24 protein-coding genes are annotated in these 23,630 nt (G+C 69.1%); 16 read left to right on the forward strand and 8 right to left on the reverse strand.

The window, feature by feature from the left end; all coding sequences use genetic code 11:
- Positions 1-9: 9 nt before the first annotated feature.
- From ACWD4J_RS41155 to ACWD4J_RS41165, 3 genes are all read left to right on the forward strand, one after another.
- On the forward strand, positions 10-567 hold the full coding sequence (locus tag ACWD4J_RS41155) for an N-acetyltransferase family protein (protein ID WP_451400675.1): 558 nt from the start codon (positions 10-12) through the stop codon (positions 565-567).
- A gap of 167 nt (positions 568-734) precedes the next feature.
- Entirely contained in the window at positions 735-1,238 is a 504-nt protein-coding gene (locus tag ACWD4J_RS41160) for a hypothetical protein (protein WP_451400676.1), read from the forward strand.
- 15 nt (positions 1,239-1,253) lie between these two features.
- Entirely contained in the window at positions 1,254-1,493 is a 240-nt protein-coding gene (locus ACWD4J_RS41165) for a hypothetical protein (protein WP_451400677.1), read from the forward strand.
- A gap of 236 nt (positions 1,494-1,729) precedes the next feature.
- Here the strand turns inward: ACWD4J_RS41165 and ACWD4J_RS41170 are convergent, their stop codons facing one another.
- The 3 genes from ACWD4J_RS41170 to ACWD4J_RS41180 form a co-directional block, all read right to left on the reverse strand.
- A complete protein-coding gene (locus tag ACWD4J_RS41170; protein ID WP_451400678.1) occupies positions 1,730-2,545 on the reverse strand; it encodes a helix-turn-helix domain-containing protein in 816 nt (271 codons plus the stop codon).
- Positions 2,546-2,850: 305 nt separating this feature from the next.
- Positions 2,851-3,054: a DUF397 domain-containing protein gene (locus ACWD4J_RS41175; RefSeq protein ID WP_451400679.1), complete on the reverse strand. Its 204-nt coding sequence runs from the start codon at positions 3,052-3,054 to the stop codon at positions 2,851-2,853.
- Positions 3,051-3,890 (reverse strand): helix-turn-helix domain-containing protein, encoded by an 840-nt coding sequence (locus tag ACWD4J_RS41180; protein WP_451400680.1) that lies wholly within the window; start codon positions 3,888-3,890, stop codon positions 3,051-3,053. The genes ACWD4J_RS41175 and ACWD4J_RS41180 overlap by 4 nt, the downstream gene beginning before the upstream one ends.
- A 107-nt stretch (positions 3,891-3,997) precedes the next feature.
- On the opposite strand from ACWD4J_RS41180, the gene ACWD4J_RS41185 reads away from it, so the two are divergent.
- Together ACWD4J_RS41185 and ACWD4J_RS41190 are read left to right on the forward strand one after the other, a co-directional pair.
- Positions 3,998-4,453, forward strand: a complete 456-nt coding sequence (locus ACWD4J_RS41185; protein ID WP_451400681.1) for an ATP-binding protein — start codon at positions 3,998-4,000, stop codon at positions 4,451-4,453.
- Complete coding sequence (locus tag ACWD4J_RS41190) at positions 4,454-4,603, forward strand: hypothetical protein (protein ID WP_451400682.1); 150 nt, start codon at positions 4,454-4,456, stop codon at positions 4,601-4,603. It begins immediately after the preceding gene.
- 112 nt (positions 4,604-4,715) lie between these two features.
- Here the strand turns inward: ACWD4J_RS41190 and ACWD4J_RS41195 are convergent, their stop codons facing one another.
- Positions 4,716-6,353, reverse strand: a complete 1,638-nt coding sequence (locus tag ACWD4J_RS41195) for a ricin-type beta-trefoil lectin domain protein (protein ID WP_451400683.1) — start codon at positions 6,351-6,353, stop codon at positions 4,716-4,718.
- A gap of 337 nt (positions 6,354-6,690) precedes the next feature.
- The gene (locus tag ACWD4J_RS41200) at positions 6,691-7,635 is read right to left on the reverse strand and encodes an RNA polymerase sigma factor SigF (RefSeq protein WP_451400684.1); all 945 of its coding nucleotides are present in this window, start codon (positions 7,633-7,635) and stop codon (positions 6,691-6,693) included.
- Positions 7,636-7,885: 250 nt separating this feature from the next.
- Here ACWD4J_RS41200 and ACWD4J_RS41205 point away from each other — a divergent pair, with 250 nt between their 5' ends.
- The 5 genes from ACWD4J_RS41205 to ACWD4J_RS41225 all read left to right on the forward strand — a co-directional run bounded on the left by ACWD4J_RS41205 (position 7,886) and on the right by ACWD4J_RS41225 (position 13,822).
- Complete coding sequence (locus ACWD4J_RS41205; RefSeq protein WP_451400685.1) at positions 7,886-8,254, forward strand: STAS domain-containing protein; 369 nt, start codon at positions 7,886-7,888, stop codon at positions 8,252-8,254.
- 336 nt (positions 8,255-8,590) lie between these two features.
- A complete protein-coding gene (locus ACWD4J_RS41210; protein WP_451400686.1) occupies positions 8,591-9,214 on the forward strand; it encodes an ATP-binding protein in 624 nt (207 codons plus the stop codon).
- Positions 9,215-9,417: 203 nt separating this feature from the next.
- Positions 9,418-10,158, forward strand: coding sequence for an LPXTG cell wall anchor domain-containing protein (locus ACWD4J_RS41215; protein WP_451400687.1), 741 nt, complete (start codon positions 9,418-9,420; stop codon positions 10,156-10,158).
- Between the two features lie 986 nt (positions 10,159-11,144).
- The gene (locus ACWD4J_RS41220; protein ID WP_451400694.1) at positions 11,145-12,389 is read left to right on the forward strand and encodes a hypothetical protein; all 1,245 of its coding nucleotides are present in this window, start codon (positions 11,145-11,147) and stop codon (positions 12,387-12,389) included.
- Positions 12,390-12,496: 107 nt separating this feature from the next.
- A complete protein-coding gene (locus ACWD4J_RS41225; protein ID WP_451400695.1) occupies positions 12,497-13,822 on the forward strand; it encodes a hypothetical protein in 1,326 nt (441 codons plus the stop codon).
- A gap of 202 nt (positions 13,823-14,024) precedes the next feature.
- Here ACWD4J_RS41225 and ACWD4J_RS41230 read toward each other — a convergent pair whose 3' ends face one another.
- A complete protein-coding gene (locus ACWD4J_RS41230; RefSeq protein ID WP_451400688.1) occupies positions 14,025-15,515 on the reverse strand; it encodes an oligopeptide:H+ symporter in 1,491 nt (496 codons plus the stop codon).
- 486 nt (positions 15,516-16,001) lie between these two features.
- Between ACWD4J_RS41230 and ACWD4J_RS41235 the strand changes: the two genes are divergently transcribed.
- The gene (locus ACWD4J_RS41235; protein WP_351299382.1) at positions 16,002-16,679 is read left to right on the forward strand and encodes a response regulator transcription factor; all 678 of its coding nucleotides are present in this window, start codon (positions 16,002-16,004) and stop codon (positions 16,677-16,679) included.
- A 73-nt stretch (positions 16,680-16,752) separates the two neighbouring features.
- Complete coding sequence (locus ACWD4J_RS41240) at positions 16,753-18,030, forward strand: ATP-binding protein (RefSeq protein ID WP_451400689.1); 1,278 nt, start codon at positions 16,753-16,755, stop codon at positions 18,028-18,030.
- A 24-nt stretch (positions 18,031-18,054) separates the two neighbouring features.
- Here the strand turns inward: ACWD4J_RS41240 and ACWD4J_RS41245 are convergent, their stop codons facing one another.
- Complete coding sequence (locus ACWD4J_RS41245; RefSeq protein WP_451400696.1) at positions 18,055-18,624, reverse strand: GtrA family protein; 570 nt, start codon at positions 18,622-18,624, stop codon at positions 18,055-18,057.
- A gap of 182 nt (positions 18,625-18,806) precedes the next feature.
- Here ACWD4J_RS41245 and ACWD4J_RS41250 point away from each other — a divergent pair, with 182 nt between their 5' ends.
- Genes ACWD4J_RS41250 through ACWD4J_RS41260 form a run of 3 tightly spaced genes read left to right on the forward strand, consistent with a single transcriptional unit; the run spans position 18,807 to position 21,686 of the window.
- On the forward strand, positions 18,807-19,946 hold the full coding sequence (locus ACWD4J_RS41250) for a 5-(carboxyamino)imidazole ribonucleotide synthase (protein ID WP_451400690.1): 1,140 nt from the start codon (positions 18,807-18,809) through the stop codon (positions 19,944-19,946).
- A 44-nt stretch (positions 19,947-19,990) separates the two neighbouring features.
- A complete protein-coding gene (gene purE, locus ACWD4J_RS41255) occupies positions 19,991-20,494 on the forward strand; it encodes a 5-(carboxyamino)imidazole ribonucleotide mutase (protein WP_451400697.1) in 504 nt (167 codons plus the stop codon).
- A 4-nt stretch (positions 20,495-20,498) separates the two neighbouring features.
- A complete protein-coding gene (locus tag ACWD4J_RS41260) occupies positions 20,499-21,686 on the forward strand; it encodes a dipeptidase (protein WP_451400691.1) in 1,188 nt (395 codons plus the stop codon).
- A gap of 230 nt (positions 21,687-21,916) precedes the next feature.
- Here the strand turns inward: ACWD4J_RS41260 and ACWD4J_RS41265 are convergent, their stop codons facing one another.
- A complete protein-coding gene (locus ACWD4J_RS41265; RefSeq protein WP_451400692.1) occupies positions 21,917-23,257 on the reverse strand; it encodes a UDP-glucose dehydrogenase family protein in 1,341 nt (446 codons plus the stop codon).
- Between the two features lie 171 nt (positions 23,258-23,428).
- Between ACWD4J_RS41265 and ACWD4J_RS41270 the strand changes: the two genes are divergently transcribed.
- On the forward strand, positions 23,429-23,630 hold a 202-nt coding region (locus tag ACWD4J_RS41270; protein WP_451400693.1), incomplete at its 3' end, for an acyl-CoA dehydrogenase family protein.

The raw sequence follows: 23,630 nt of genomic DNA on the forward strand, positions 1-23,630 counted from the left end.
GGCGCTGAAATGGAGGAGCGGCTACTGGCGGTCGTGGTCTACGGTGCCGGAATGTTGCGAGTCCAGGAGACGACCGGGGCCGACATCGACGCGGTCTCCGCGATCCGGGTGCGCGGCTGGCAAGCTGCCTACGCCGGAATCGTCCCGCATTCCTACTTGGACGGCATGACCGTCGAGGACGATGCCCGTGAACGCAGAGCCTGGTTCAGGCGATCGCCAGGCAGGGTGCTGAACCTGATCGCCATCGACGACCACGCGGGAACAGTGGGCTGGGCATGTCTGGGACCCTACCGAGGCGACGCGCCCCCGGGAACCGGCGAGGTCTACGCCCTCTACATCCGCCCTGATCTCACCGGCAACGGCATCGGCACCGTCTTGATCAACATGCTGCACTCCCACGCCACAGACCAACAGTTCGACACAATGATGCTCTGGGTACTCCAGGACAACCTACGCGCCCGCCGCTTCTATGAATCACTCGGCTACACCGCCGACGGAGCCACCCAAAGCGATACCTACGGCGACACGGTGCTCACCGAAGTGCGTTACCACCGCACCCTGCCCTGACGGTTCAATTCAGTTACGGGGCAGCCCGGCCGAAGTGGATCGCTGATCGCCGCGGGCAATGTATACGTCGCGCGCGGCAGGGAATTTTGGAACGTAACTCGCCAAGAACCCTGGCCCTCGTGGGAGGGAAGACCATGACCCGCCGACGTCGTGCCCAGACTGTGACCGTGCCGACCGACGCTCTGTCGCGTCTCCAAGGCAGCCGTTTCCGTGGCTATTTGAAGGTCAGGCTTCCGCACGATCTGGACGCCGAGGTTACGTCCGTTATCACCGCATACATGAGCAGCTCAGAACGGGCCAGGCAAGAAACGATCACCAGGGTGGGATCGCGAGTTGCCGCAGTGCTCAGCGCATACGGGCAGCGGATGGCGTCGATGGCCGTCCGGACCAACTCGGTGGAGGTGCTACGACGTGGTGTCGTCGCCGTGGGACTGGCAGAGGGGCGGCTTGAAGATCCACGTGACAACCTCTTCGTTCTGGCCGCTGTCAATGACGGTGCGTCCTTGATCGGTACTTCCCTCGGGAGGCTGATCGCTGACGTGGCGAATCGATTGCCTCCATCGGCGCTGCCCGGTCTTCGTGAATTCGATGAACGCGAGGAGAGTGGCAAGTCGCTTCAGGCCATGGGTCTCAGAGGCGTAGGTTCCGGCCCGACATTCCTCTATGTCTGAACAACATCGAGAATCGTGAAGGGAACTGCTGTATCGATGGTCCCGTCAGCGAAAGTCTTCTTCGAAGAGGTCCAGGTTGTCTACGCGCAAACGGCGACGGTTCTGGGGTTGAGTGGGCCGGTCGCAACTGAGAAGGTCATTCCGGCAGCCACCTATAGCGGCGGCGGTATCGCATACACGGTCTTTCTCGACATCACGGAAGGTGGCACTGTGGGGTGCAGTGTCGAAACCGAGACAGACGCCGCGATGCTGTGAGTCGGGCTCGAGGAACTGGCCATCGCTACGCAGGTCGTGGAGAGGCGCGGAGCGCTCTCGTACAGCGCCCGCAACCTGAAGCAACTCAGGAAGTCACTGCAGGGCCAGGCCGAGTACGTCAGCCGCGTGCACCCACTCCTTGCGGATACCGCAGTGGAAGCCCTGCTGCGGAAAGCCGGCGCTCACGGGTGGAAGAAGAGCGCAGGGGCGTGATGCTCCGGTAATACGAGTCGGAGTCAGGGAGTGTGTCTGGCGGAGGCGCAGCTTCGGCACATCCCTGGCTCCGTTGCCCTGAATGCGCGGTCGCAGCCGTCGCAGTTCTGGAGGGGTGCTGGGGTTCGTGGCTGCTGCGCCGTTTTCTCGGGTTGTGCTGGGAGAACGGGCGGCAGCCACTCTCGGAGCCGGTAGGCCAGGAGGCGGGACGGCCAGCGGATCGTGCCTGGGGGCAGGTCGGTCGTCAGCGTGCGGGCAACCGCATCTGGGGTGACCCCTCGGTCCAGCCAGTCGCGCACCTGCGGTGCGAGGCGTGTCACGTCGGCCTCGGACAGGAGCAGGCGGGGTTCGAGGGAGCGCAGGGTCGCCAGCAGGTCGGCTGCGGGGAGTAGTTCGGGTGACAGTGGCTCCGCTGCCACAGCGGACGGCTTCGGCTTCGCTGGGAGGCGTGTCTTGGCGTACGTCGGTGTCGTACGCGGGCGCTTCAGCAGGTCTACCCGGCCCGGAAACTCGTACCAGAGCGTTCGGGTCACCATCCGGCCCGTCGCCGTCCGCTCGCGTCGTCGTACGAGGTAGCCCGCCTGTTCCAGCTCCCGCAGGGCGCCTGCGATGCGGGTCTCGCCTTCCCTGAAACGGGCCGCGAGCGTCTTGATGCCCACGCAGACCCTGTCCGGGAGGGACTGAATGTAGACCCCGATGCCGATCGCGCATGCCGAGAGGTTCGGGTTCTGGGCCAGGTGGTTTCCGACGATGGTGAATTTCTCGTCGTGGTGGTGCCGGATGTGGATCACTCCGGCGGCCGGTGAGGTTCCGGCGGAGGCGGCGTGCGTGGACGCCACCGCGCTAAACTGCGGTGCAGTCATTGGGAAGGGTTCGCTTCCTGGTGATCAGGCCCTCGACCGGGATGGCAGTCCCGACCGGGGGCCGAAGTCTTTTTTGGTTGTGGTGAGTTGGGGTGAACGTACAGGCTCCACCGGGCACGCGACCACTTGCTCACTCGATCGTGTGAGGCGGCCGCGCTGCCGCTCGGGTTGGGCTTGGTGAGGTTCTTTCCCGCAGTTCTTTACGGGGCGTCGGGCGCCTCCGGGACGCGGTCCGCCGGGTCGGGGAATGCCCGACCCGGCGGTGAGATGAGGACTTCCGGTCAGCCCTGTCGGGTCAGGGCCAGGAACGACGACCAGGCGGCAGGCGAGACGGTGAAGCTGCCGCGGGTGGTGTCCTTGGAGTCGCGGACGTGAACGGCGGAGGACTTGACCCAGGCAACCTCTATGCACTCGCCACCAGCGGAGCCGCTGTAGGTGCTCTTGGTCCAGGTGGTCTGCTCGGGGCTGGACTGCTTGATGCTCATGACTCTCCCAGCAACTTCTCGACGTAGCGCAGGGATTCCTGCGGGGGCATCGCCTGTGCCCGGATGATCCCATAGCGCAGTGCCAAGACCCGGACCCTTTCGCGGTCGGTGATGAGCCTGCTCTCCTCTTGGCTCTCCACGTAGGCGACCTGCTCGCCGCCGTTCGGCGTCATCAGTGTGAATGGGCCGTCCATACCGGCGTTGTCCATCACCGATGTCGGTATGACCTGGATTTCGACATTCGGATTCTGGCCCGCCAGGAGCAGGTGCTCCAGTTGTCCGCGACGGACGTAGGAGCCGCCCAGTGGGCGGTGCAGGACGACTTCTTCAAGGACGAAGCTCAGTGTTGGCGCCGGTTTACGGCCGAAGATGGCTTGTCGGGCCAGCCTGGCTGTGACCAGTTGCTCGGTGGTGCCGCTGTCCCGTCGAGGTCGTCCCATGGTGAAGATTGCGCGCGCGTACTCCTCGGTCTGAAGCAGGCCGGGGATGGCATGAGTCGCATACGCATGGAACTCGACTGCTTCCTCTTCAACCCGAGCCGCATCACGGAAGAACGCTGGATAGCGCGCTAGGGCCAGCTCGTCCTTCCTGGCGAGCAGCAAGCCCCCAGCGTCGAGGACTCGGTCTGCCTTCTCAATCAACTCGGGTCGAGGGATGCGCCGCCCTTGCTCGACTGCGGCGACCTGGGCTTCTCCGTAGCCGAGCTGAGTGGCCAATTCGGCCTGCGTGAGACCGGACCTTTCGCGTAAGAGCTTGATTTGGCGCCCGAACGACCGCAGCAGACCCGCGTTGGGGTCTTGATCCCTTGGCGGCACCGCCCGTCCATGTGGCGTCATCGCGCCTCCCCAGCACCCAGACATGCCTGTACCCACACCCCTACAGCCAATGGCTGTAGGGGTGTCGTCGCTGGTCAACGTACGAGCGGGACGCCAGCCTCAAACCCATGACGACCGAAACTCCCTCGTCCGAGCGCTGGCACGCCCAACCGCCCACCACATCCCGGGACTTCACTATGTGCTTCACCGCCACACCCCGCGGAGCCCGCCTTGCCCGGCGGCTCGCCTCGCAGCGGTTGGACACCTGGGGTTGGCCTTACGGGAGTGGCGTGAACGACACCGTGACGCTGATCGTCGCCGAGCTCGCGGCGAACGCCGTGCGGCACGGGCGGGTGCCCGGGCGTGACTTCCGGCTCCGGCTGGCGGCCGCGCCGGACGTCGTACGCATCGAAGTCACGGACGCCAGAGGTGGCCAGCTGCCCGTCGCTGAACCGGTGGTGCCCGATCCGCTCTCGGACGGTGGGCGTGGGCTGTGGCTCGTCGCCCGGACGGCCACGCGCTGGGGTGTCGAGCCGCGCACCGGAGCCCCCGGCAAGACGGCGTGGGCCGAGGTGGTGGTGTAGGTGAATTGCGAGCGAGAGGACGTCGCCACGGTGCGGGCGATCGCGTACATCCGGGCGAACCTGCGCCCGGACTTCACCGAAGACGATGTGCGCGATGCCCAGGAATGGCGGGCAGCGATCGTGGCACGGCGGGTGGGGGAACGCCGCTGATCACTTCATCGGCTGCTGTCGAGATATTGGCAGTCGTCGAGTCGACGAGCCCGACCAGCGTGCGCACGTCCCGGCACTCTGCCTGGATACCGTCGTGGCAGGGTGCAGGTCGTCAGGCCGGTGCCGCCCCCGCCGTCCAGCGCTGTTCGGCCCTTCCCCTGGCCGATAGTTGGATGAGCAGGGAGCCCGGTTGCTCCGAGTACGCCGTGACGGCCCGGGCCGGGGCGATCGCCGGGTGGATCGTGCCGCGGGTGTCGACGGTGAAGGTCAGGTTGATGCCGTTGGGGCCGTCTATGGAGGAGCACGTCCAGATGCCGATGGCCCTGTCGGCGTCTCCGCGGCTGTCCAGGCAGTAGGCGGGGGCGGCGTACGACTGGATGACGCCGCGGTCGGCGTCCACGTGCCACTGCTGGGTGGGGGAGGAGGTGCACGGCGTTGTGACTACGTCCGTGCCGTTCCGCGGGTAGGCGTATGGGCGGATGTCGAGGCAGAGTCCCGAGGCCGCGTTGACGAACTGGGTGAAGTGGGCGCCCGGTGGCGGGGGAGTGGGGGAGTTCGTACGGGTCGGTGACGGTGGTGGCGGGGTAGTGGTCGGGCTCGCGGACATCGTCGGCGGCGGGGACGCCGAGGCGGAGACCGTCGCGGTCGCGGTCGCCGTCACCGTGACCGGTGGCTGGGGCAGCATCGCACCGCGTCCGGCCGGTTCCGAGTCGCTCGACAACAACATGACGAGCAGCGGAGCAAGAGCCACGCCCATGCAGGCCGAGGCGAGTACGAGGCGCTGGGGGTGCCCGCGCACTCCCGCACGACCCGCCCTGCACGCGCGCCGCGAACGGCCATACGCGACGCCGGCGCCGCACGCCTTACCGCCGCCGCCCCCTGCGTACGCAACGCCCCGGCCTGCGTACTCCGCCCCGCCCCACCCCAGCAGCCCCTCCGCCAGCACCTCCCGCGGGGTGTCCCGCAGGCCGGCAAGCCGTGCGTACGCCGTACTGCAGCACGTGCATTCGGCCAGGTGGGCGTGGAGGTCCGCGCTGTGCCGGGCGTATCCGGGGCGTACCGCCTCCTCGATGAGGCGGCCGTAGCCGCGGCAGCGGGTGTCTCCGTAGCGCGTCAGGTGCGAGTTCAGCCAGGCTCTGCGCATCGCGTTCAGGGCCGAGTCCTTCAGCCGGGCTACCTCGGCGGAGGAAACGCCCATGTAGAGAGCCGTGTTCGGGTCCGGCTCGTCGTCCACCACGCCGTACCAGAGGATGCCCTGCAGACGGATCGGGAGACTGCGGAAGGCCGTTTGGACGACCCTGTCGGCACCATACGGATCACTCGACCCCGCCCCCGCCCCCGCCGCCGCGTCGAGTCGGGCGAGCAGTCCCGGGGCGAGGCGTCCGCAGCGTGCGTCCGCCGACCAGGCGCGGGCTACGCGCAGGACGTGCTGCAGCAGATGGTGCCGCCATGTCCCGCGCGGTTCCGCGCCCTGCTTCACCTCATGGGCGGCTAGGGCGAACGCCTGTGCCGTGAGTTGCCGCGCGGAGTTCTCGCCGATGCCGCACAGGCGGGCGTAGCCGAGGACTGCGGGACGGTGGCGTCGGCGGAGTTCGCGTAGTGCCGGGTAGGCCGCGGGGGCGTTGGCTCGGAGGAGTTCGGTGAGGCGGGCGTCGGGGGTCTGGGCGTGTATGCCCTGTGCGGGCGGGTGTCCGGCCGGCTGTGCGGCCGAAGTGCTGTTGTCCGTCCGGTCGAGCCGCCCCATCCGCATCCGCACGCCTCCTCGTACAAGTAGGCCTGAGCGGCCGGTACTTCGGCGTACCGGCGAGTAACGAGTGCCCATAGTGGTGGAAGCGGGCGTTCGGGGAAAGGTGTTTCCCGCGGTAACGGGGCGATGCGGGGCGCGGCGGGCGTCGGTTTTTATCCCCCACCCCGCCCCTTCCCGTAACCATGGGGCTTCGCCCCCTGGCCCCCGGATCGCCCTGCGGGCTCGTCCTCAAACTCCCCCAGCTACCGCTGGGAGGTGCCCCCAGACGGGCTGGAAAACACGTCGGGCGGGCTGGAATCGGAAAGTCCAGCCCGCCCGCAGAGAGTCGCCCAGTCGCCGGTCACTCCTCGACCGTCAACCCCTTGCGCAGTCGTACCAACGTGCGCGACAGCAGGCGCGAGACGTGCATCTGCGAGATGCCCAGCTCGTCGCCGATCTCCGACTGCGTCATGTTGGCGACGAAGCGGAGGGAGAGGATCTTCCGGTCCCGGGGCGGGAGTTCCGCGATCAGCGGCTTCAACGACTCGACGTACTCGATGCCTTCGAGGCCGTGGTCCTCGTAGCCGATGCGGTCCGCGAGGGCGCTCTCGGAGTCGTCCTCCTCGGGCTGGGCGTCCAGCGAGCTCGCGGTGTACGCGTTGCTCGCCGCCATGCCCTCGACGACCTCGTCGTTGGAGATGCCCAGACGTTCCGCCAGTTCGCCGATCGTGGGGGCGCGGTCGAGCTGCTGGGCGAGTTCGTCGCCCGCCTTGGCCAGGTCGAGACGGAGCTCCTGAAGTCTGCGGGGCACGCGCACCGACCAGCTGGTGTCGCGGAAGAAGCGCTTGATCTCGCCGACGATGGTCGGCATCGCGAAGGTGGGGAACTCGACGCCCCGGCTGAGCTCGAAGCGGTCGATGGCCTTGATGAGGCCGATGGTGCCGACCTGGATGATGTCCTCCATCGGTTCGCTGCGGGAGCGGAACCGCGAGGCGGCGAACTTCACCAGGGCAAGATTGAGTTCGACGAGGGTGTTGCGTACGTACGCGTACTCGTGGGTGCCTTCCTCGAGGGACTCGAGCCGCTCGAAGAGGGTCTTGGACAGGGCCCGCGCGTCCGCCGGCGCCACCTCGTCGTACGGAGGGATCACCGGGAGGCCGTCGAGACCTTCCAGGGCCTCGGTGCCGGAACCTGTGTGTTCGGATTCGATTGCGATGTCGGGACCGGTGGGGTCGGTCGCGAGGAGTACCGGTGGGGGTGTCGACGTCGCCAGGTCAGCATGCGATTCGTCGAGCCGGGGTGACATGATGTCCTCCATCGTTCTCGGCATATGGCTGCCGATGCCAATACGTGCACTGCGGTGTGCGGCGCCTCCAAAGCCGGCCGTGTCGATAGTTGTTATCTCTAGCCCTACCCGCTTCGGCGACGTTGTCGCAAGTGCGTTCTGTGGCGATATGCCCGATTCCTGGCTGTTGTTCAGGTGTCAGGGGGCGTAGTGAGGGCGTAGTGTTCAAGGGCGTCAATCAGCAGTGAACGACGGTCGGGAGAGAGACGGCATGGACCGCGGGACGGTCGGCAGCGCGCATCGCGGCCGGCTTCTGGTCGAAGTCCGGGAAGAGGGACCGAGCGCCGTGGTGACACCGGCGGGAGAGCTGGATCACCACACCGCGGATCTGTTGCGCGAGCCCCTCGAGGGCTGTCTCGCCGACGGGTATGCGCGCCTCGTGGTCGACTGCTCCCAGCTGGAATTCTGTGACTCCACCGGGCTGAACGTGCTGCTCGGCGCACGTCTCAAGGCGGACGCCCAGGGTGGCGGAGTCCATCTGGTGGGAATGCGGCCGGTGGTGGCGCGGGTATTCGAGATCACCGGGGCCGAAGCCGTCTTCACCGTGCACGAGAGTCTTGAGGCGGCCCTGGCCGACTGAATGCCCGGCCGGTACGCCGGTAGGCCAGTGCGGCACCGGCGTTCCGGCGGCTCCCAGGTAAAGACTTCGGAAAGACCTCCGAATGGTTACGCCTCAGTTGTCTCTGTGTGATTGCTGCGTTACGAGTGTCACATGCCCCATGTCGAATACGTGGGTGTTCTCACGGTTCGGCCGGGCAGGAGACTTCCTGAATCCGTCAGCGGTCGTCACAGCGAGTGCGTAGTGTCTATCTGTTCGTCTCCGTCCCCGTCCCGCCGAGTCCGGCCCTGAGCCCGAGTCGAGCCCAGTCCCAACGTCCTGAATCGTGAATCGGTGAATCGGTGAGGTGAAGCGCTGATGAGCACCACCCGGTCCTGCTCGCCGGGCGATTGCGGCCCGGAATCGGATGCCGCCGCCGACGGCGCTTCCGGGGTGCCCGGTGGCGCTTCCGGGGTGTCCGGCGGGGCTTCCGGGATGGCCGGTGGCGCTTCCGGGACGGTCGAGGGCGCTGCAGGATCCGACGGTGCGTCGGCCGTGTCCGCGGACGGCCTGTCCGAGCAGCGGCCCGGCGGACTCCAGTCCCGCAGGCTGAGCCTCGACGGGGCGAGCGGAATCGTCCCGCTCGCCCGCGACTTCACCCGGCAGGCGCTCTACGAGTGGGGCTGGCTGCCCGCGGCGACCGCCGACCGGCGCGCGGCCGCCGAGGACGTCCTGCTGGTCGTCTCCGAGCTGGTGACCAACGCGTGTCTGCACGCCGAGGGGCCCGAGAGTCTGTGGGTCGCCTGCGACAGCAAGGTGCTGCGCATCGAGGTCACCGACCGCGGCGCCGGCCACCCGGCCCCGCGCACCCCGCACCGCGCCGGACGACCGGGCGGGCACGGCATGTTCATCGTCCAGCGCCTGTGTCTGGACTGGGGAGTTGTACGGACCCCCGGGGTCGCCGGCAAGACCGTGTGGGCCGAACTCGGCGCCCCCGCATAACCTTCACCGGCCCCCACCATTTGTTACCCGCGGTTCGAACCCTTCTTCGTACGCGCTGACGGACGCGTCGGATCATCAGAGATCCGGCGCGTCCGTTGTCTTCCCTCCACAAGGTCCCAGGCGTACCTTGAGCGCCCAATCTGATGTGCCGTCAGTAACTTATGCGGGCGCATGGACGCACGGACGCATGGACGCGTCGATGCATGGACGCACGGAGGGGCTGCGGCACGGGTCACCGGCATGAGGGGAAACTCGAGGTGTCGTACCGGACGTACCAGAAGCGAACGGCCGCGCTGGCGCTCGGCGCGGCCCTGGCCGGCGGCTCGGTGGTGCTGCTGGCCGCCCCCGCGGCCCACGCCGAAGTCGTGGACGTCAACTACCAGTGCAAGACGCCGATCGGCGACAAGGGAGCCGTCTCGCCGATCGACATCAAGGGCGTCAAGAGCGGCAGCGGCTACACGCTGACCATGTCCTTCCAGAAGGGCGTGTCGTCCAGCCCGGTCGAGCTGGGCAAGGGTGCGATGAAGCCCAGCGCGGTCATCAAGCTGGGCGGCGCGGAGAGCGGCTCCGTCGCCGTGTCGGGTCCGCCCAACGCCAAGGCGGTCCCCGCCAACACCCCCATCAAGATCAGCGACCTGACCGGGACCTATACGCCGAAGAAGAGCGGCAAGGTCACGTTCACCGCGGGCGTGCTCACCATCAAGGCCCTCGGGACGACGACCACCTGCACCCCGGCCAACAATCCGAAGCCCTCGCTGACCCTGGACGTCACCGCCGCGGGAGGCGGCGATGCGTCCTCGCAGAGCGCGTCGGCGGGCGGTGAGCTGCCGCAGACCGGGCCTGAGGACTCGGCGGTGGCGTTGGGCACGCTCGGTGGCACCGTGTTGCTTGCGGGGGCCGCTGGGGTGCTGTGGCTGACGCGACGCAGCCAGCCGGCGCGCTGATGCCGGCGTCCTTGCCGCCGCGCGCCCGGCTGTTGTCGGGTGCGTTGTCCTTGCCGTTCGTTTTGCTGCTTGTTGTGGGGGCGGCTGCACCGGCGATCGCCAAGGACGCGATCGCCGCTGCTGCCGACACCGACACCGACACCGACACCGGCGCCGCGTGGTCCGCCGTGCCCTCCGCCGGTGGCGGGACCCGGCCCGCGGACGGCGGGCGGCCTTACTTCTACGCCGAGGGCTTGCCCGGGGCCGTGCTCGAGGACACGGTGTCCGTCGTCAACCCCGGCGCGAAGGCGCTCACGGTGGAGCTTCGCGGTGTGGACGCGGACAACAGCCGGAGCGGTGCCCTGTCGCTGCGCAAGCGGTCGACGGACACGGGCGCGTGGGTCACCTTCGCCGAGCGCAAGGTGAGGATCCCGGCGCGCACGCGGGCCGACGTGCCGTTCACCGTGACCGTCCCGGAGGACGCGACGCCGGGCGACCATCCCGGTGCGATCGTCGCGAGCAGCGGCGGGCGCGACCGCGCGGTGCGGCTGCAGCTGCGGGTCAGCGGGCCCACACTGGCGGCGCTCACCGTCGAGCACGTGCGGGCCGAGGGCGGCCACATCTCGTACGACCTGGTGAACCGCGGCAACACTGTGCTGACCCCGAAGCTCACCGTGCGGGCCGACGGGGTCTTCGGCGAGGTCCTGCACCGTGGTCCCCGGACGCTGCCGGTCGAGCTGCTGCCCGGCCGCCGGGTCACGCTCACCGAGCCGTGGCCGGACGCGCCGGCCTTCGACTCGGTCGACATCAGGCTGACGGTTACGGGGGCGGGCGGTGCGCGGGACACGGGCACGGCGTCCGTCCGGTTCGTGCCGTGGGGCGTGCTTGCGGGGGTGGCGGCGGGGCTGGCGGCTGTGGGTGGTGGGGCCTTCTGGTGGATACGTCGCGTGAGGCGCCCGCGGGGCGGTGGGGGCCGCGGGCCGGACGGCCGACTCCGACAGGACTACATGGAGGGCGAGTTGCGTTCTTCTTCCCCCACCCCGCCCCTTCCCGAAACTGGGGCTCCGCCCCAGACCCCGGTCCTCAATCGCCGGACGGGCTCAATTGCGGCGGTCCTTCTCGGCCTGCTGGCCGCCCTCGCCCTCGTACTCGTGCCGGCGGCCCTGCCCGCCTCCGCCGCCGACAAGCCCACCGTGACGCTCTCCAAGTCCGAGGCGGGTGCGGGCGGTTCCCTCACCGTGACCGGGGCGGGCTGGCGTCCGAACGCCCTGCTGATGCTGCTCATCTGCGGCCAGTCGGCGCCCGGCAGGGGGGTGATCGGCGGCACCAACTCCTGTGCCAACGGCGACGGCCGTGCCGTCACGACGGACGGCGACGGGGCCTTCAGCAAGAAGCTGCCGGTCGCCGAGCCGCCGGAGCCGTGCCCGTGCGTCGTGCACGTGGCCACGGTCACCGGTGAGCAGGCCGCCGCCGACGCCGTACTGAAGGTCGCGGGCCACCCCGTCGAGCCGCTGCCGGAGCAGGACGGCGCCGGGAAGCTGTCGGTGCTCACGGACACCCGGCTCGAGGGGTCGAGCGGGATCCTCACCTGGTTCGGCGCCCCGCCCGGCCGTCAGCTGGTCTTCACCGTCGGCAACGTCGGCTCGGCGCCCGTCAAGGACCCGGTCTTCCAGGTGGGCACCGCCCACGGCGTGTTCGCGCCGCAGTGGGAGGAGCAGCAGTGGCGCGGCACCATCGCGCCGGGGAAGAAGGCCCTGATCAAGCTGCCGGTCGAGCTGGCCGCGGGCGCCCACGGCGACTACACGGTCTCGCTGAGGTTCGGCGGGAAGGTGCTCGCCGAGCAGCCGTGGGGCGTGGGCCGCCCCTGGGGCGTGACGCTCTTCTGGATCCTCCTCTGTGTCGTCGTACCGGCCGCGGTGTTCCGCATCGGCATGGCGATCGTCGACCGGGTACGGCCGCGGGCGCCGGGCCGCGGCGGGCGGCACCGGGGCGTGCACCTGCCCGACATCACGGTCCGGCTGCCCAGATTCGGGATGTCGCCGGCATCCGGCCCGCCGTCGGGCACCGCCTCCACTCGGGCGGACCGGCCACGCACCGGCGAGGCCGGGGGCGGCCCGGCCCGTACGGCCACCACGACCCTGCCCTGGTTCACCCCGGACAGCGATCCGGGGGCGCCGGCCGGCCGGCTCTCCGCACCGTCAGAGCTCTCCGCACCACCGCAGAACAGCCCGACGACGAAGGGAAACACGTGAGCAGGCAACGGAGGGTCGGCCCGGTCCGCGGGGCCCCAGGTGCGCGGAGTCAGAGGATCGGGCGGGCCGAAGGGCCGCGCAGAATCAGCGTGGGCGGCCTCGCCCTCATGCTGGGCGGTGCCGGCATCCTGCTGGCCGCCGCGCCGGCACAGGCGGCCGAGGTCGCCTACAAGACGGAGTGCGTCCCGCCCGCGATCTCCGGCCTGGACCCCGTGCAGGGCACCACCAAGGTGGAGATCACCGCGCCGGCCGAGGCCAAGGTCGGCGACGAGGTCGAGGTGGTGTGGAAGTTCGTCCAGGCAGCGTCGAAGAACCCCGACGTCATCGACCTCGAAGAGAACACGGTCAAGCCGACCGGAACGCTGAAGGCGGCCGGCGCGCAGACCGCCGACATCGCGATGGAGGGACCGCGCGAGAACCCGGCCATCCCCAAGAACAGCGACATGAAGCTGTCCGACATGAAGGGCACGCTGAAGCTGACGGCGGCCGGAGAGGTCACGCTGACCCCGGACGCGTACAACATCAACGTCAGCAAGCCGGTGTCGACGGACACCAAGTGCACACCGCAGGAGGAGGTGAAGCCCGCCGCGACCATCAAGGTGACCGGCGGGAGCGGCAGTTCGGGCGGTACGACGGGCGGGCTGCCGACCGCCCTGCCCACGGAACTGCCGACCGGCCTGCCCACGGACATCCCCACAGACATCCCCACGAGCCTGCCGACCTCCCTCCCGACGGGCGGCACCAGCGGCTCCTCCGGAGGCGACACCGGCGGCTCCGACAGCGGGGGCACGACCGGAGGCGACACCAGCGGCTCCAGCGGGGGCGGCGACAGCGGGCAGACCGACTTCACGGGCAAGGAGGTCCAGATCCCGTACGAGTGCAAGACGCCCATCGGCGACAAGAGCGCCACGTCCCCCGTGCAGATCGACGCCAAGAAGAGCGGTGGGAACTTCGACCTCACGGTGCAGTTCAAGAAGTCGGTGATGGACAGCCCCGCCGATATCCCGGCGGACTCCGTGAAACCGTCGATGGAGGTCGTGCTGGGCGGCGCCGACAAGGGCACGGTCCATGTGGAGGGCCCGACGAACAAGGAACCGATCAACTCGGGCGACCCCATCAACATCCCCGACCTGACGGGCACCTACAAGCCGGGAGCCGACGGCAAGGCGACCCTGTCGCCCGGCGTGCTGACCGTGAAGGCGCTCGGCACGACGACGACCTGCACGCCGGCCAAGACCGAGGTGTCGCTCGAGCTCGACACGTCGGCTCAGCCGGGGGGTGCCTCCGGTGGGTCGGCGTCGGGTGGCGGGCTTGCCGAGACGGGGGCGAGCGACAACGGTGCGGTGCGGGCGCTCGGGCTTGTCGCCGGCACGGTGATCCTGCTCGGCGGGGCGGTCTTCACGTTTCTGCCGCGGCGGCGTGTGATCCGCTGACCGTACGACGCGCGGGTGCCCGCCGTCGTGGCGCTGTGCCCACCCTCCCTCATTGCCTCAAGGGCATGGGAGGTACCCCATCGCCTGGGGGCACCTCCCAGCGGTAGCTGGGGGAGGAACGATTGCCCACAGCAGAAAGGGCCGCCGCACCCGAACGGTGCGGCGGCCCCTGCGTATGCGCTGCGGCAGTGAACGAACTACGTCAGTTGACGTCGCCCATGAGGTCCTTGACCCGGTTGCGGTACATCCACACCGCGAGGCCCGCGAGTACGGCGAGCGCGGCCTGGAAGGCGACGATGCCGGTCTTGTTCAGGTCGACACCCGCGAGGGACAGCAGGCTGGTGGTGCAGTCGCCGGCGGTGACGGCGAGGAACCAGACACCCATCATCTGGGAGCCGTACTTCGCCGGCGCCATCTTGGTGGTGACGGACAGACCCACCGGGGAGAGGCACAGCTCACCGACGGTCTGGACGAAGTAGATGGCGACCATCCACCACGCGGCGACCTTCGCACCGTCCCCGGTCATGGTCAGCGGGATCAGGAAGACGAAGAACGAGACACCGATCAGGAACAGACCGGACGCGAACTTCACGACCGTGCTCGGCTCCTTGCCGCGCCGGTTCAGCGCCAGCCAGATCCACGCGGCGACCGGGGCCAGCGCCATGACCAGGACCGGGTTGACCGACTGGTACCAGGAGACCGGGAAGTCGAAGCCCAGGATCGTCGTGTTCGTCGACGCCTCACCGAAGATCGCCAGCGTCGAACCACCCTGGTCGTAGATCATCCAGAAGAGGGCCGCGGCCACGAAGAACCAGATGTAGCCGGAGACCTTCGACTGCTCGGTGGAGGTCAGCTCCTTGTCGCGCTTGATGCGCACCAGGACCATGATCGGGATGATCAGGCCGGCCACGGTGATCGGGACCAGCGCCCAGTTCAGGGTGTACGTGCCGGTGGCGACGAGGGCGCCGTAGACGACGACGGCGACGATCAGCCAGATCAGGCCCTTGCGCAGCGTCGAGGCCTTCTCCTCGGCCGACAGCGGCTTCGGGACGAGGCTGGAGACCGGGTTCAGGTGGCGGGTGCCGATGAGGAACTGGGCCAGACCCAGCGCCATGCCGACCGCGGCCAGCGCGAAGCCCAGGTGCCAGTTCACGTTCTCGCCGACGGTGCCGATGATCAGCGGGGCGGCGAAGGCACCGAGGTTGATGCCCACGTAGAACAGCGTGAAGCCGCCGTCACGGCGCGGGTCGTCCGGGCCGTCGTAGAGCTGGCCGACCATCGTGGAGATGTTGGCCTTCAGCAGACCCGAGCCCAGGGCGACGAGGCCCAGACCGGCGAAGAAGGTGCCCTCGGAGGGCAGGGCCAGCGTCAGGTGGCCCAGCATGATCACGGCGCCTGCGACCGCGACGGTCTTACGGGGACCCCAGACCCGGTCGCCGAACCAGCCGCCGGGCATGGCGAGCAGGTACACCAGCGACAGGTAGACCGAGTAGATCGCCGTCGCCGTGGCCGGGCTCATGCCGAGGCCGCCGGGTGCGATCAGGTACAGCGGGAGCAGGGCCCGCATGCCGTAGTAGGAGAAACGCTCCCACATCTCGGTCAGGAAGAGGGTGGCCAGGCCGCGGGGGTGGCCGAAGAAGGTCTTCTCGGAGCCAGGGGTACTGGACGAGTCCTTCGTCAGGCTGGACGCCATGGGTCGTTCCTTGTGGGTTCGGGACGCGGTGCAAGAGCGGAGGCGCGCCCGGTGGGGGTGGCCGGCACCGGCATCGGGCCGTCCACCACCCAACGCCCAGGGGGGATGTGCTCGCTCCGGTCCGGAAGCAAGGGACGGTGACACCGGGATCCACGCCCTGGCGCAACGTCGCGCGCAGGGCCCGGCCAAGAGGTCATTCCTATTCAGGCTGGCAGGTGCCGGCCCGCACATGAAGATGACCTTCGGCCCGCAATAGCGTGCCAAAGGTCATTCAGTAGTGCTACAGGCGTTCTGCCACCATAAAGCACGACACGGAGTGATATGAAGATGGTTGAGACGCGAATCACAGGCTGCGCAGGAACCGCAGCCCACTTTCGAAGGTCTCTGCCAGTGTGTCACCCCCACACCCGCAGCCTTGTCCTTACATCGTGCAGGCGTGGCAGATCACACCGCGGGCGTAGTCCGTCGCGGACTACCATCACCTCCATGACGCGTGTACTGCTCGCCGAGGACGACTCGTCCATTTCGGAGCCGCTCGCCCGCGCCCTGCGCCGGGAGGGCTACGAGGTCGAGGTCCGTGAGGACGGTCCCACCGCGCTCGACGCCGGAATACAGGGCGGTGTCGACCTTGTCGTACTCGACCTCGGCCTGCCCGGCATGGACGGACTGGAGGTGGCCCGCCGGCTGCGCGCCGAAGGGCTCCCGGTGCCGATCCTCATTCTGACCGCGCGCGCCGACGAGGTGGACACTGTCGTCGGCCTCGACGCGGGCGCCGACGACTATGTCACCAAGCCCTTCCGCCTCGCCGAACTCCTCGCACGCGTGCGGGCCCTCCTGCGCCGCGGCGCAGCCGAGCCGCAGCAGCCGCCCGCAACGCACGGAGTGCGCATCGACGTCGAGTCGCACCGCGCCTGGATGGGCGACGAGGAGCTGCAGCTCACCGCCAAGGAGTTCGACCTGCTGCGGGTCCTGGTGCGCGACGCGGGCCGGGTCGTCACCCGCGACCAGTTGATGCGCGAGGTCTGGGACACCACGTGGTGGTCGTCGACGAAGACGCTCGACATGCACATCTCCTGGCTCCGTAAGAAGCTCGGCGACGATGCGGCGAACCCGCGCTACATCGCCACGGTCCGCGGTGTCGGCTTCCGCTTCGAGAAGTCCTGAGGGCTTCGGGAAGCCCGCTCCGCCGGGAGAGAACGACTGACGTGCACACATCGAACGACGCCCGGACACCGTCATGCGCCGCCGGCTGATCAACTCCACGCTCGCCGTGGTGCTCATCGTGATTGCCGTGTTCGGCATCTCACTCGTCATCGTCGAGACCCGCACGATCAGCAGCAGCGCCCAGGACCGCGTGGAGTCCGAAGCGCTGCGGCTCGTCAGCATCGTCGACAGCCGGCTGATCGGCCACGAGGCGATCACGGGCGACATACTGCGGGCCCAGGTCCCCGACGAGCGGTATGCGCTGATCGAGATCGAGGGGCGCCCGCCCGTCGAGGTCGGCGAGCGCCCGGCCGGCGACGTCATCCAGTCCACGGCCAGGGGTGAGCAGGGCGAGAAGGTCACCGTCCAGGAGTCGCGCTCATCGGTCACCCAGGAGGTCGGGCGGACGTTCCTGATCATCACCGCCGTGGCGCTGCTCGCGATCGTCGCCGCCGTGATCCTCGCCGTACGCCAGGCCAACCGCCTCACGTCCCCGCTGACCGACCTCGCGGAGACCGCGGAGCGGCTGGGCTCCGGCGACCCGCGTCCGCGCAGCAAGCGGTACGGCGTCCAGGAGCTGGACCGGGTCGCCGATGTGCTGGACCGCTCGGCCGAGCGGATCGCGCGGATGCTCACCGCGGAGCGGCGGCTCGCCGCCGACGCCTCGCACCAGCTGCGCACCCCCCTGACCGCGCTGTCCATGCGGCTGGAGGAGATCACGCTCACGGAGGACCTGGACACGGTCAAGGAGGAGGCGACGATCGCGCTCGCGCAGGTGGAGCGGCTCACGGACGTCGTGCAGCGGCTGCTCACCAACGCGCGGGACCCGCGCACCGGCTCCGCGGTCTCCTTCGACCTGGACGAGGTCGTCAAGCAGCAGCTCGAGGAGTGGCGGCCCGCCTACCGCAGCGCGGGCCGCGCCATCGTCAGCTCGGGCAAACATCACCTGCAGGCCGTGGGCACACCCGGCGCGGTCGCGCAGGTGCTGGCCGCACTCATCGAGAACTCGCTGATGCACGGTGGCGGCACGGTCGCGCTGCGCACCCGCGTCACGGGCAACCAGACCGTCATCGAGGTCACCGACGAGGGTCAGGGCGTACCGCCCGAACTGGGTGCGCGGATCTTCGAGCGGACCATCAGCGGCCGCAACTCCACGGGGATCGGCCTCGCCGTGGCCCGCGACCTGGCCGAGGCGGACGGCGGCCGTCTGGAGATGCTGCAGGCCAATCCGCCGGTGTTCGGCCTGTTCCTGTCGCGTACGACGCCGAAGACGCACGTGGACGACGAGACGGCCCGGCCCACCATCAGGTGAGCCGGGCCTGCCGCCCCCGGCGGGTTATCTCACGCGTTGCCTGGTGCGCCGGTGCTCGGATTCCAGGAACGATTCGGCGCCGGCGGCGTCCTTCGAGGCCTGGGCGGTGTGGGATGTGCCCGCATCGCGGGCCGGCAGCGCACGGAACACCCAGGTGCGGTAGGACCAGAAGCGGAACAGCGTCGCGACGCCGATGCCGAGGAACTTGAAGAAGTTGTTCTGCAGCGGGCTGTCCCAGCCGAAACCGTAGGTCGCGACGTAGAGCACGCCGTTCTCGATCACCAGGCCGATGGCGCTGAAGAACATGAAGAGCGCGAGCTCCTTGGTGCGTCCGCTCTTGTCCCGGTCCCGGTACGTGAAGTAGCGGAAGCCGATGTAGTTGAACACGATCGAGACGATCGTGGCGATGATGCTCGCCCGCACCACCTGAAGATCCGTGACGTGGCGTACCAGGTTGAACACGCCGAGGTTCACGAGGATGCCCGCGCCGCCGACCGCGCCGAACTTGGCGACTTCGCGTGCGAGGCGGTCGAAGCGCCGGCGTACCGCGCTTCTGGGCGCCGTATCAGCCCCCGGAGAACCAGCCTTGCCCATGATGTGCCAGCCCCCGTCTCGTGGTTTCGTCAACCCGCCCATGCTAACCAGCGGTTCTCCGTGGCGCGCGTGGACAAAGGTAAGCCGTCGGTAAGGGGTACTTTCGGTGCGATGAACATACGGACACTTCGGTGGGTATGCGCGGAGTCCGAGTGGTGCCGGGCGGCCGATACCCTGGGGGCGTGACGTTCCCGGTAGTCGGCATGGTCGGCGGCGGTCAGCTTGCGCGTATGACACACGAGGCTGGCATCCCGCTCGGCATCAGGTTCAAGCTCCTCAGTGACACTCCCCAGGACTCTGCAGCGCAGGTCGTCAATGATGTCGTCGTCGGCGACTATCGCGATCTCGACACGCTGCGCGAGTTCGCGCGGGGCTGCGATGTGATCACCTTCGATCACGAACACGTACCCACCGAGCATCTGCGGGCTCTGGAGGCGGACGGAATCCCCGTACGCCCGGGTCCCGACGCGCTCGTCCACGCCCAGGACAAGGGCGTGATGCGGGCGAAGCTCGACGCGATCGGCGTGCCCTGCCCGCGCCACCGGATCGTGAGCGATCCACAGGACGTGGCGGCGTTCGCGGCCGAGGGCGACGGTTTCCCGGTCGTCCTCAAGACGGTGCGCGGCGGATACGACGGCAAGGGTGTGTGGGTCGTGGACTCCGCGGAGGAGGCCGCCGAGCCCTTCCGTGCCGGTGTGCCCGTCCTCGCCGAGGAGAAGGTCGACTTCTCCCGTGAGCTGGCCGCCAACGTCGTCCGCTCGCCGCACGGCCAGGCCGTCGCCTACCCCGTCGTCGAGTCGCGTCAGGTCGACGGGGTCTGCGACACGGTCATAGCACCGGCCCCGGACCTCGACGAGGAGCTGGCCCTGCAGGCCGAGGAGATGGCCCTGCGCATCGCCAAGGAGCTCGGCGTCGTCGGTCACCTCGCCGTCGAGCTGTTCGAGACCCGCGACGGCCGCATCCTCGTCAACGAGCTGGCGATGCGCCCGCACAACTCCGGGCACTGGACCCAGGACGGCGCGATCACCTCGCAGTTCGCCAACCATGTGCGCGCCGTGCTCGACCTGCCGCTCGGCGACCCGCGCCCGCGCGCCACGTGGACCGTGATGTGCAACGTCCTCGGCGGCGACTACCCCGACATGTACTCGGCGTATCTGCACTGCATGGCCCGCGACCCGCAGCTGAAGATCCACATGTACGGCAAGGACGTGAAGCCGGGCCGTAAGGTCGGGCACGTCAACACCTACGGCGACGACCTGGACGACGTGCTCGAGCGCGCCCGCCACGCCGCCGGCTACCTGCGAGGAACGATCACCGAGTGAGCACCTCTCCCGAATCTCCCGCGGCTCCGCTCGTCGGCATCGTCATGGGCTCCGACTCCGACTGGCCCGTCATGGAGGCCGCGGCCCAGGCCCTCGACGAGTTCGAGATCCCCTACGAGGTCGACGTCGTCTCCGCGCACCGCATGCCGCGCGAAATGATCGCGTACGGCGAGGAGGCCGCCGGACGCGGCCTGAAGGCGATCATCGCCGGTGCGGGCGGCGCCGCCCACCTGCCCGGCATGCTGGCCTCGGTCACCCCGCTGCCGGTGATCGGCGTCCCCGTGCCGCTGAAGTACCTGGACGGCATGGACTCTCTGCTCTCCATCGTGCAGATGCCGGCGGGCGTGCCGGTCGCGACCGTATCGGTCGGCGGCGCGCGCAACGCGGGCCTGCTCGCGGCCCGTATCCTCGCCGCCCACGACGAGGAACTCCTCGCCCGTATGCGGGAGTTCCAGCAGGAGCTCAACGACCAGGCCACCGAGAAGGGCAAGCGGCTGCGCGCGAAGGTCGAGGGATCGGCGTCGTTCGGCTTCGGCTCCGGGAAGTGACGGCGTGACGTCGTCTCTGGACCAGGCCCGGGAACTGCTGGCCGACTTCCCCGTCGTCGACGGGCACAACGACCTGCCCTGGGCGCTGCGCCAGCAGGTGCGCTACGACCTCGGCAAGCGCGACATCGCGACCGACCAGAGCGCACATCTGCACACCGACCTCGCCCGGCTGCGGGCCGGCGGGGTCGGCGCGCAGTTCTGGTCCGTGTACGTCCGCACCGATCTGGCCGGGGACGAGGCGGTGAGCGCCACGCTCGAACAGGTCGACTGCGTCCAGCAGCTGATCAGCCGTTACCCGGCCGATCTACGGCGCGCGCTGACGGCCGACGACATGGAGGCGGCGCGCGGCGAGGGCCGCATCGCCTCATTGATGGGCGCCGAGGGCGGCCACTCCATCAACAACTCGCTGGCCACCCTGCGTGCCCTGTATGCGCTCGGCGTCCGCTACATGACGCTCACGCACAACGACAACATCGCGTGGGCGGACTCGGCGACCGACAAGCCGGGCGTCGGCGGCCTGTCGGCCTTCGGCCGCGAGGTCGTACGCGAGATGAACCGCATCGGCATGCTCGTGGACCTGTCCCATGTGGCGGCCACGACGATGCGCGACGCGCTGGACACCTCCACCGCGCCCGTGATCTTCTCCCACTCCTCGTCCCGGGCGGTCTGCGACCATCCGCGGAACGTTCCGGACGATGTACTGGAGCGGCTGCCGGGCAACGGGGGAGTGGCGATGGTCACCTTCGTCCCCAAGTTCGTCCTCCAGGCGGCGGTGGACTGGACGGCGGCGGCCGACGACAACATGCGCGCCAACGGCTTCCACGCGCTCGACACCACGCCCGAGGCGATGAAGATCCACCGCGCCTTCGAGGAGGCGAACCCGCGCCCGGTCGCCACCGTGGCCACGGTCGCCGACCACCTCGACCACATGCGCGAGGCCGCCGGCATCGACCACATCGGCATCGGCGGCGACTACGACGGCACGGCCTTCACCCCGGACGGCCTGAACGACGTCTCCGGCTACCCGAACCTGATCGCCGAACTCCTGAACCGCGGCTGGTCCCACGAGGACCTGTCCAAGCTGACGTGGCAGAACGCGGTACGGGTACTGGGCGCGGCAGAGGATGTGGCCCGCGACCTGGGCGCAACCAAGTCCCCGTCGAACGCGACACTGCAACAACTGGACGGCTGACCGCTGTACCGCTGGGGGCAGCGCGCGCCGCTCCCACCGTGGGCGGTCCTCCGTGCCGCCACCGCTGTGGGCAGCGCGCCGCTCCCGCTGTGGGCGGTCCGCGCCGCTACTGCTGTGGGCAATCGTTCCGCAGGGCTGGGGCACCTCCCAGCGTCAGCTGGGGGAGGGTGGGCACAGCCCACGATGGCGGGCGCCCCGAACCCGTACCTCAGCCCCGCAGGGGCCGACGGCTACGCCGAAGGCCGCCCCATGGCCCGATAAGTCCACCCGGCGGCACGCCAGCGCGCAGCGTCAAGCGCGTTGCGCCCATCCAGCAACACCTTCTCCGCGACAACAGCGCCCAGCCCCGCAGGGTCCAGCTCCCGGAACTCCCGCCACTCCGTGAGATGCAGCACCACGTGCGCACCCTTCACGGCCTCCGCCGCCGACTCCGCGTACCCCAGCGTCGGGAAGAGCCGCCTGGCGTTGTCCATCCCCTTGGGGTCGTACACGGTGACCTGGCCACCCTGCAGATGGATCTGACCGGCGACGTTCAGCGCGGGCGAGTCCCGTACGTCGTCGGAGTCCGGCTTGAACGAGGCGCCGAGCACGGCGACCCGCTTCCCCAGGAAGCTGCCGCCCACCGCGTCGCGCGCCATCTCGACCATCTGCCCCCGGCGCCGCATGTTGATGGAGTCGATCTCGCGCAGGAAGGTGAGCGCCTGGTCCGCGCCCAGCTCGCCGGCCCGGGCCATGAAGGCGCGGATGTCCTTGGGCAGGCAGCCGCCGCCGAAGCCGATCCCGGCCCGCAGGAACTTCGAGCCGATCCGCTCGTCGTACCCGATCGCCTCGGCGAGCTTCGCGACGTCGCCGCCGGCCGCCTCGCACACCTCCGCCATGGCGTTGATGAACGAGATCTTGGTCGCGAGGAACGAGTTCGCGGCGGTCTTCACCAGCTCGGCCGTCGGGAAGTCCGTCACCACGAAGGGCGTGCCTTTTGCGACCGGCGTGGCGTACACCTCGCGCAGCAGCTTCTCCGCGCGCTCGCTGCGGACGCCCACCACGATCCGGTCCGGGTGCAGCGTGTCCTCGACGGCGAAGCCCTCCCGGAGGAACTCCGGGTTCCAGGCCAGTTCGACCTCGGCGCCCGCGGGCGCCAGCTCGGCGATGCGTCCCGCGAGCCGCTCGGCGCTGCCGACGGGCACGGTGGACTTGCCGACGACGAGCGCGGGCTTCTGGAGGTGCTTGGCGAGGGACTCCATCGCGGAGTCCACGTAACTCATGTCACAGGCGTACTCGCCCTGCTTCTGCGGAGTGTTCACACACACGAAGTGGACGTCGCCGAACTCCGCGACCTCCGACCACTCCGTGGTGAAGCGCAGCCGTCCGCTGGAGCCCTCGATCCCCGCCACATGCCTGCGCAGCAGCTCCTCGAGCCCCGGCTCGTACATCGGGGTCCGGCCGGTCTCCAGCAGCGCGATCTTCTCGGGCACGACGTCGAGCCCCAGCACCTCGAACCCGAGCTCGGCCATGGCTGCGGCGTGCGTGGCGCCGAGGTAGCCGGTGCCGATCACGGTGATCTTGAGGGCCATGCGTGCTCCAGTGCTTCAGACGAAAGCGGCTTCGGTGCCTGCCCGAGCATAGTCGGGCCCCTTCTCGGTCATGCTTTCCGCTGTCGCCAACCTCACGTATCCGTAGTGCAAACGGCCCCCTAAGATTTGAGTTACTTACTGGTAATTAACTTCTTTGGAGGGTGAGAGACCTTGGCGGGAACGTCGGATTTCGATCTGTACCGGCCGTCGGAAGAGCACGACATGCTCCGGGAGACGGTGCGTTCGCTCGCCGAGGCGAAGATCGCCCCGTTTGCGGCTGCGGTGGACGAGGAGGCGCGGTTCCCGCAGGAGGCGCTGGAGGCGCTGGTGGCGTCGGAGCTGGCGGCGGTGCATGTGCCGGAGGAGTACGGGG

This window comes from Streptomyces sp. NPDC002577 (assembly GCF_053594815.1).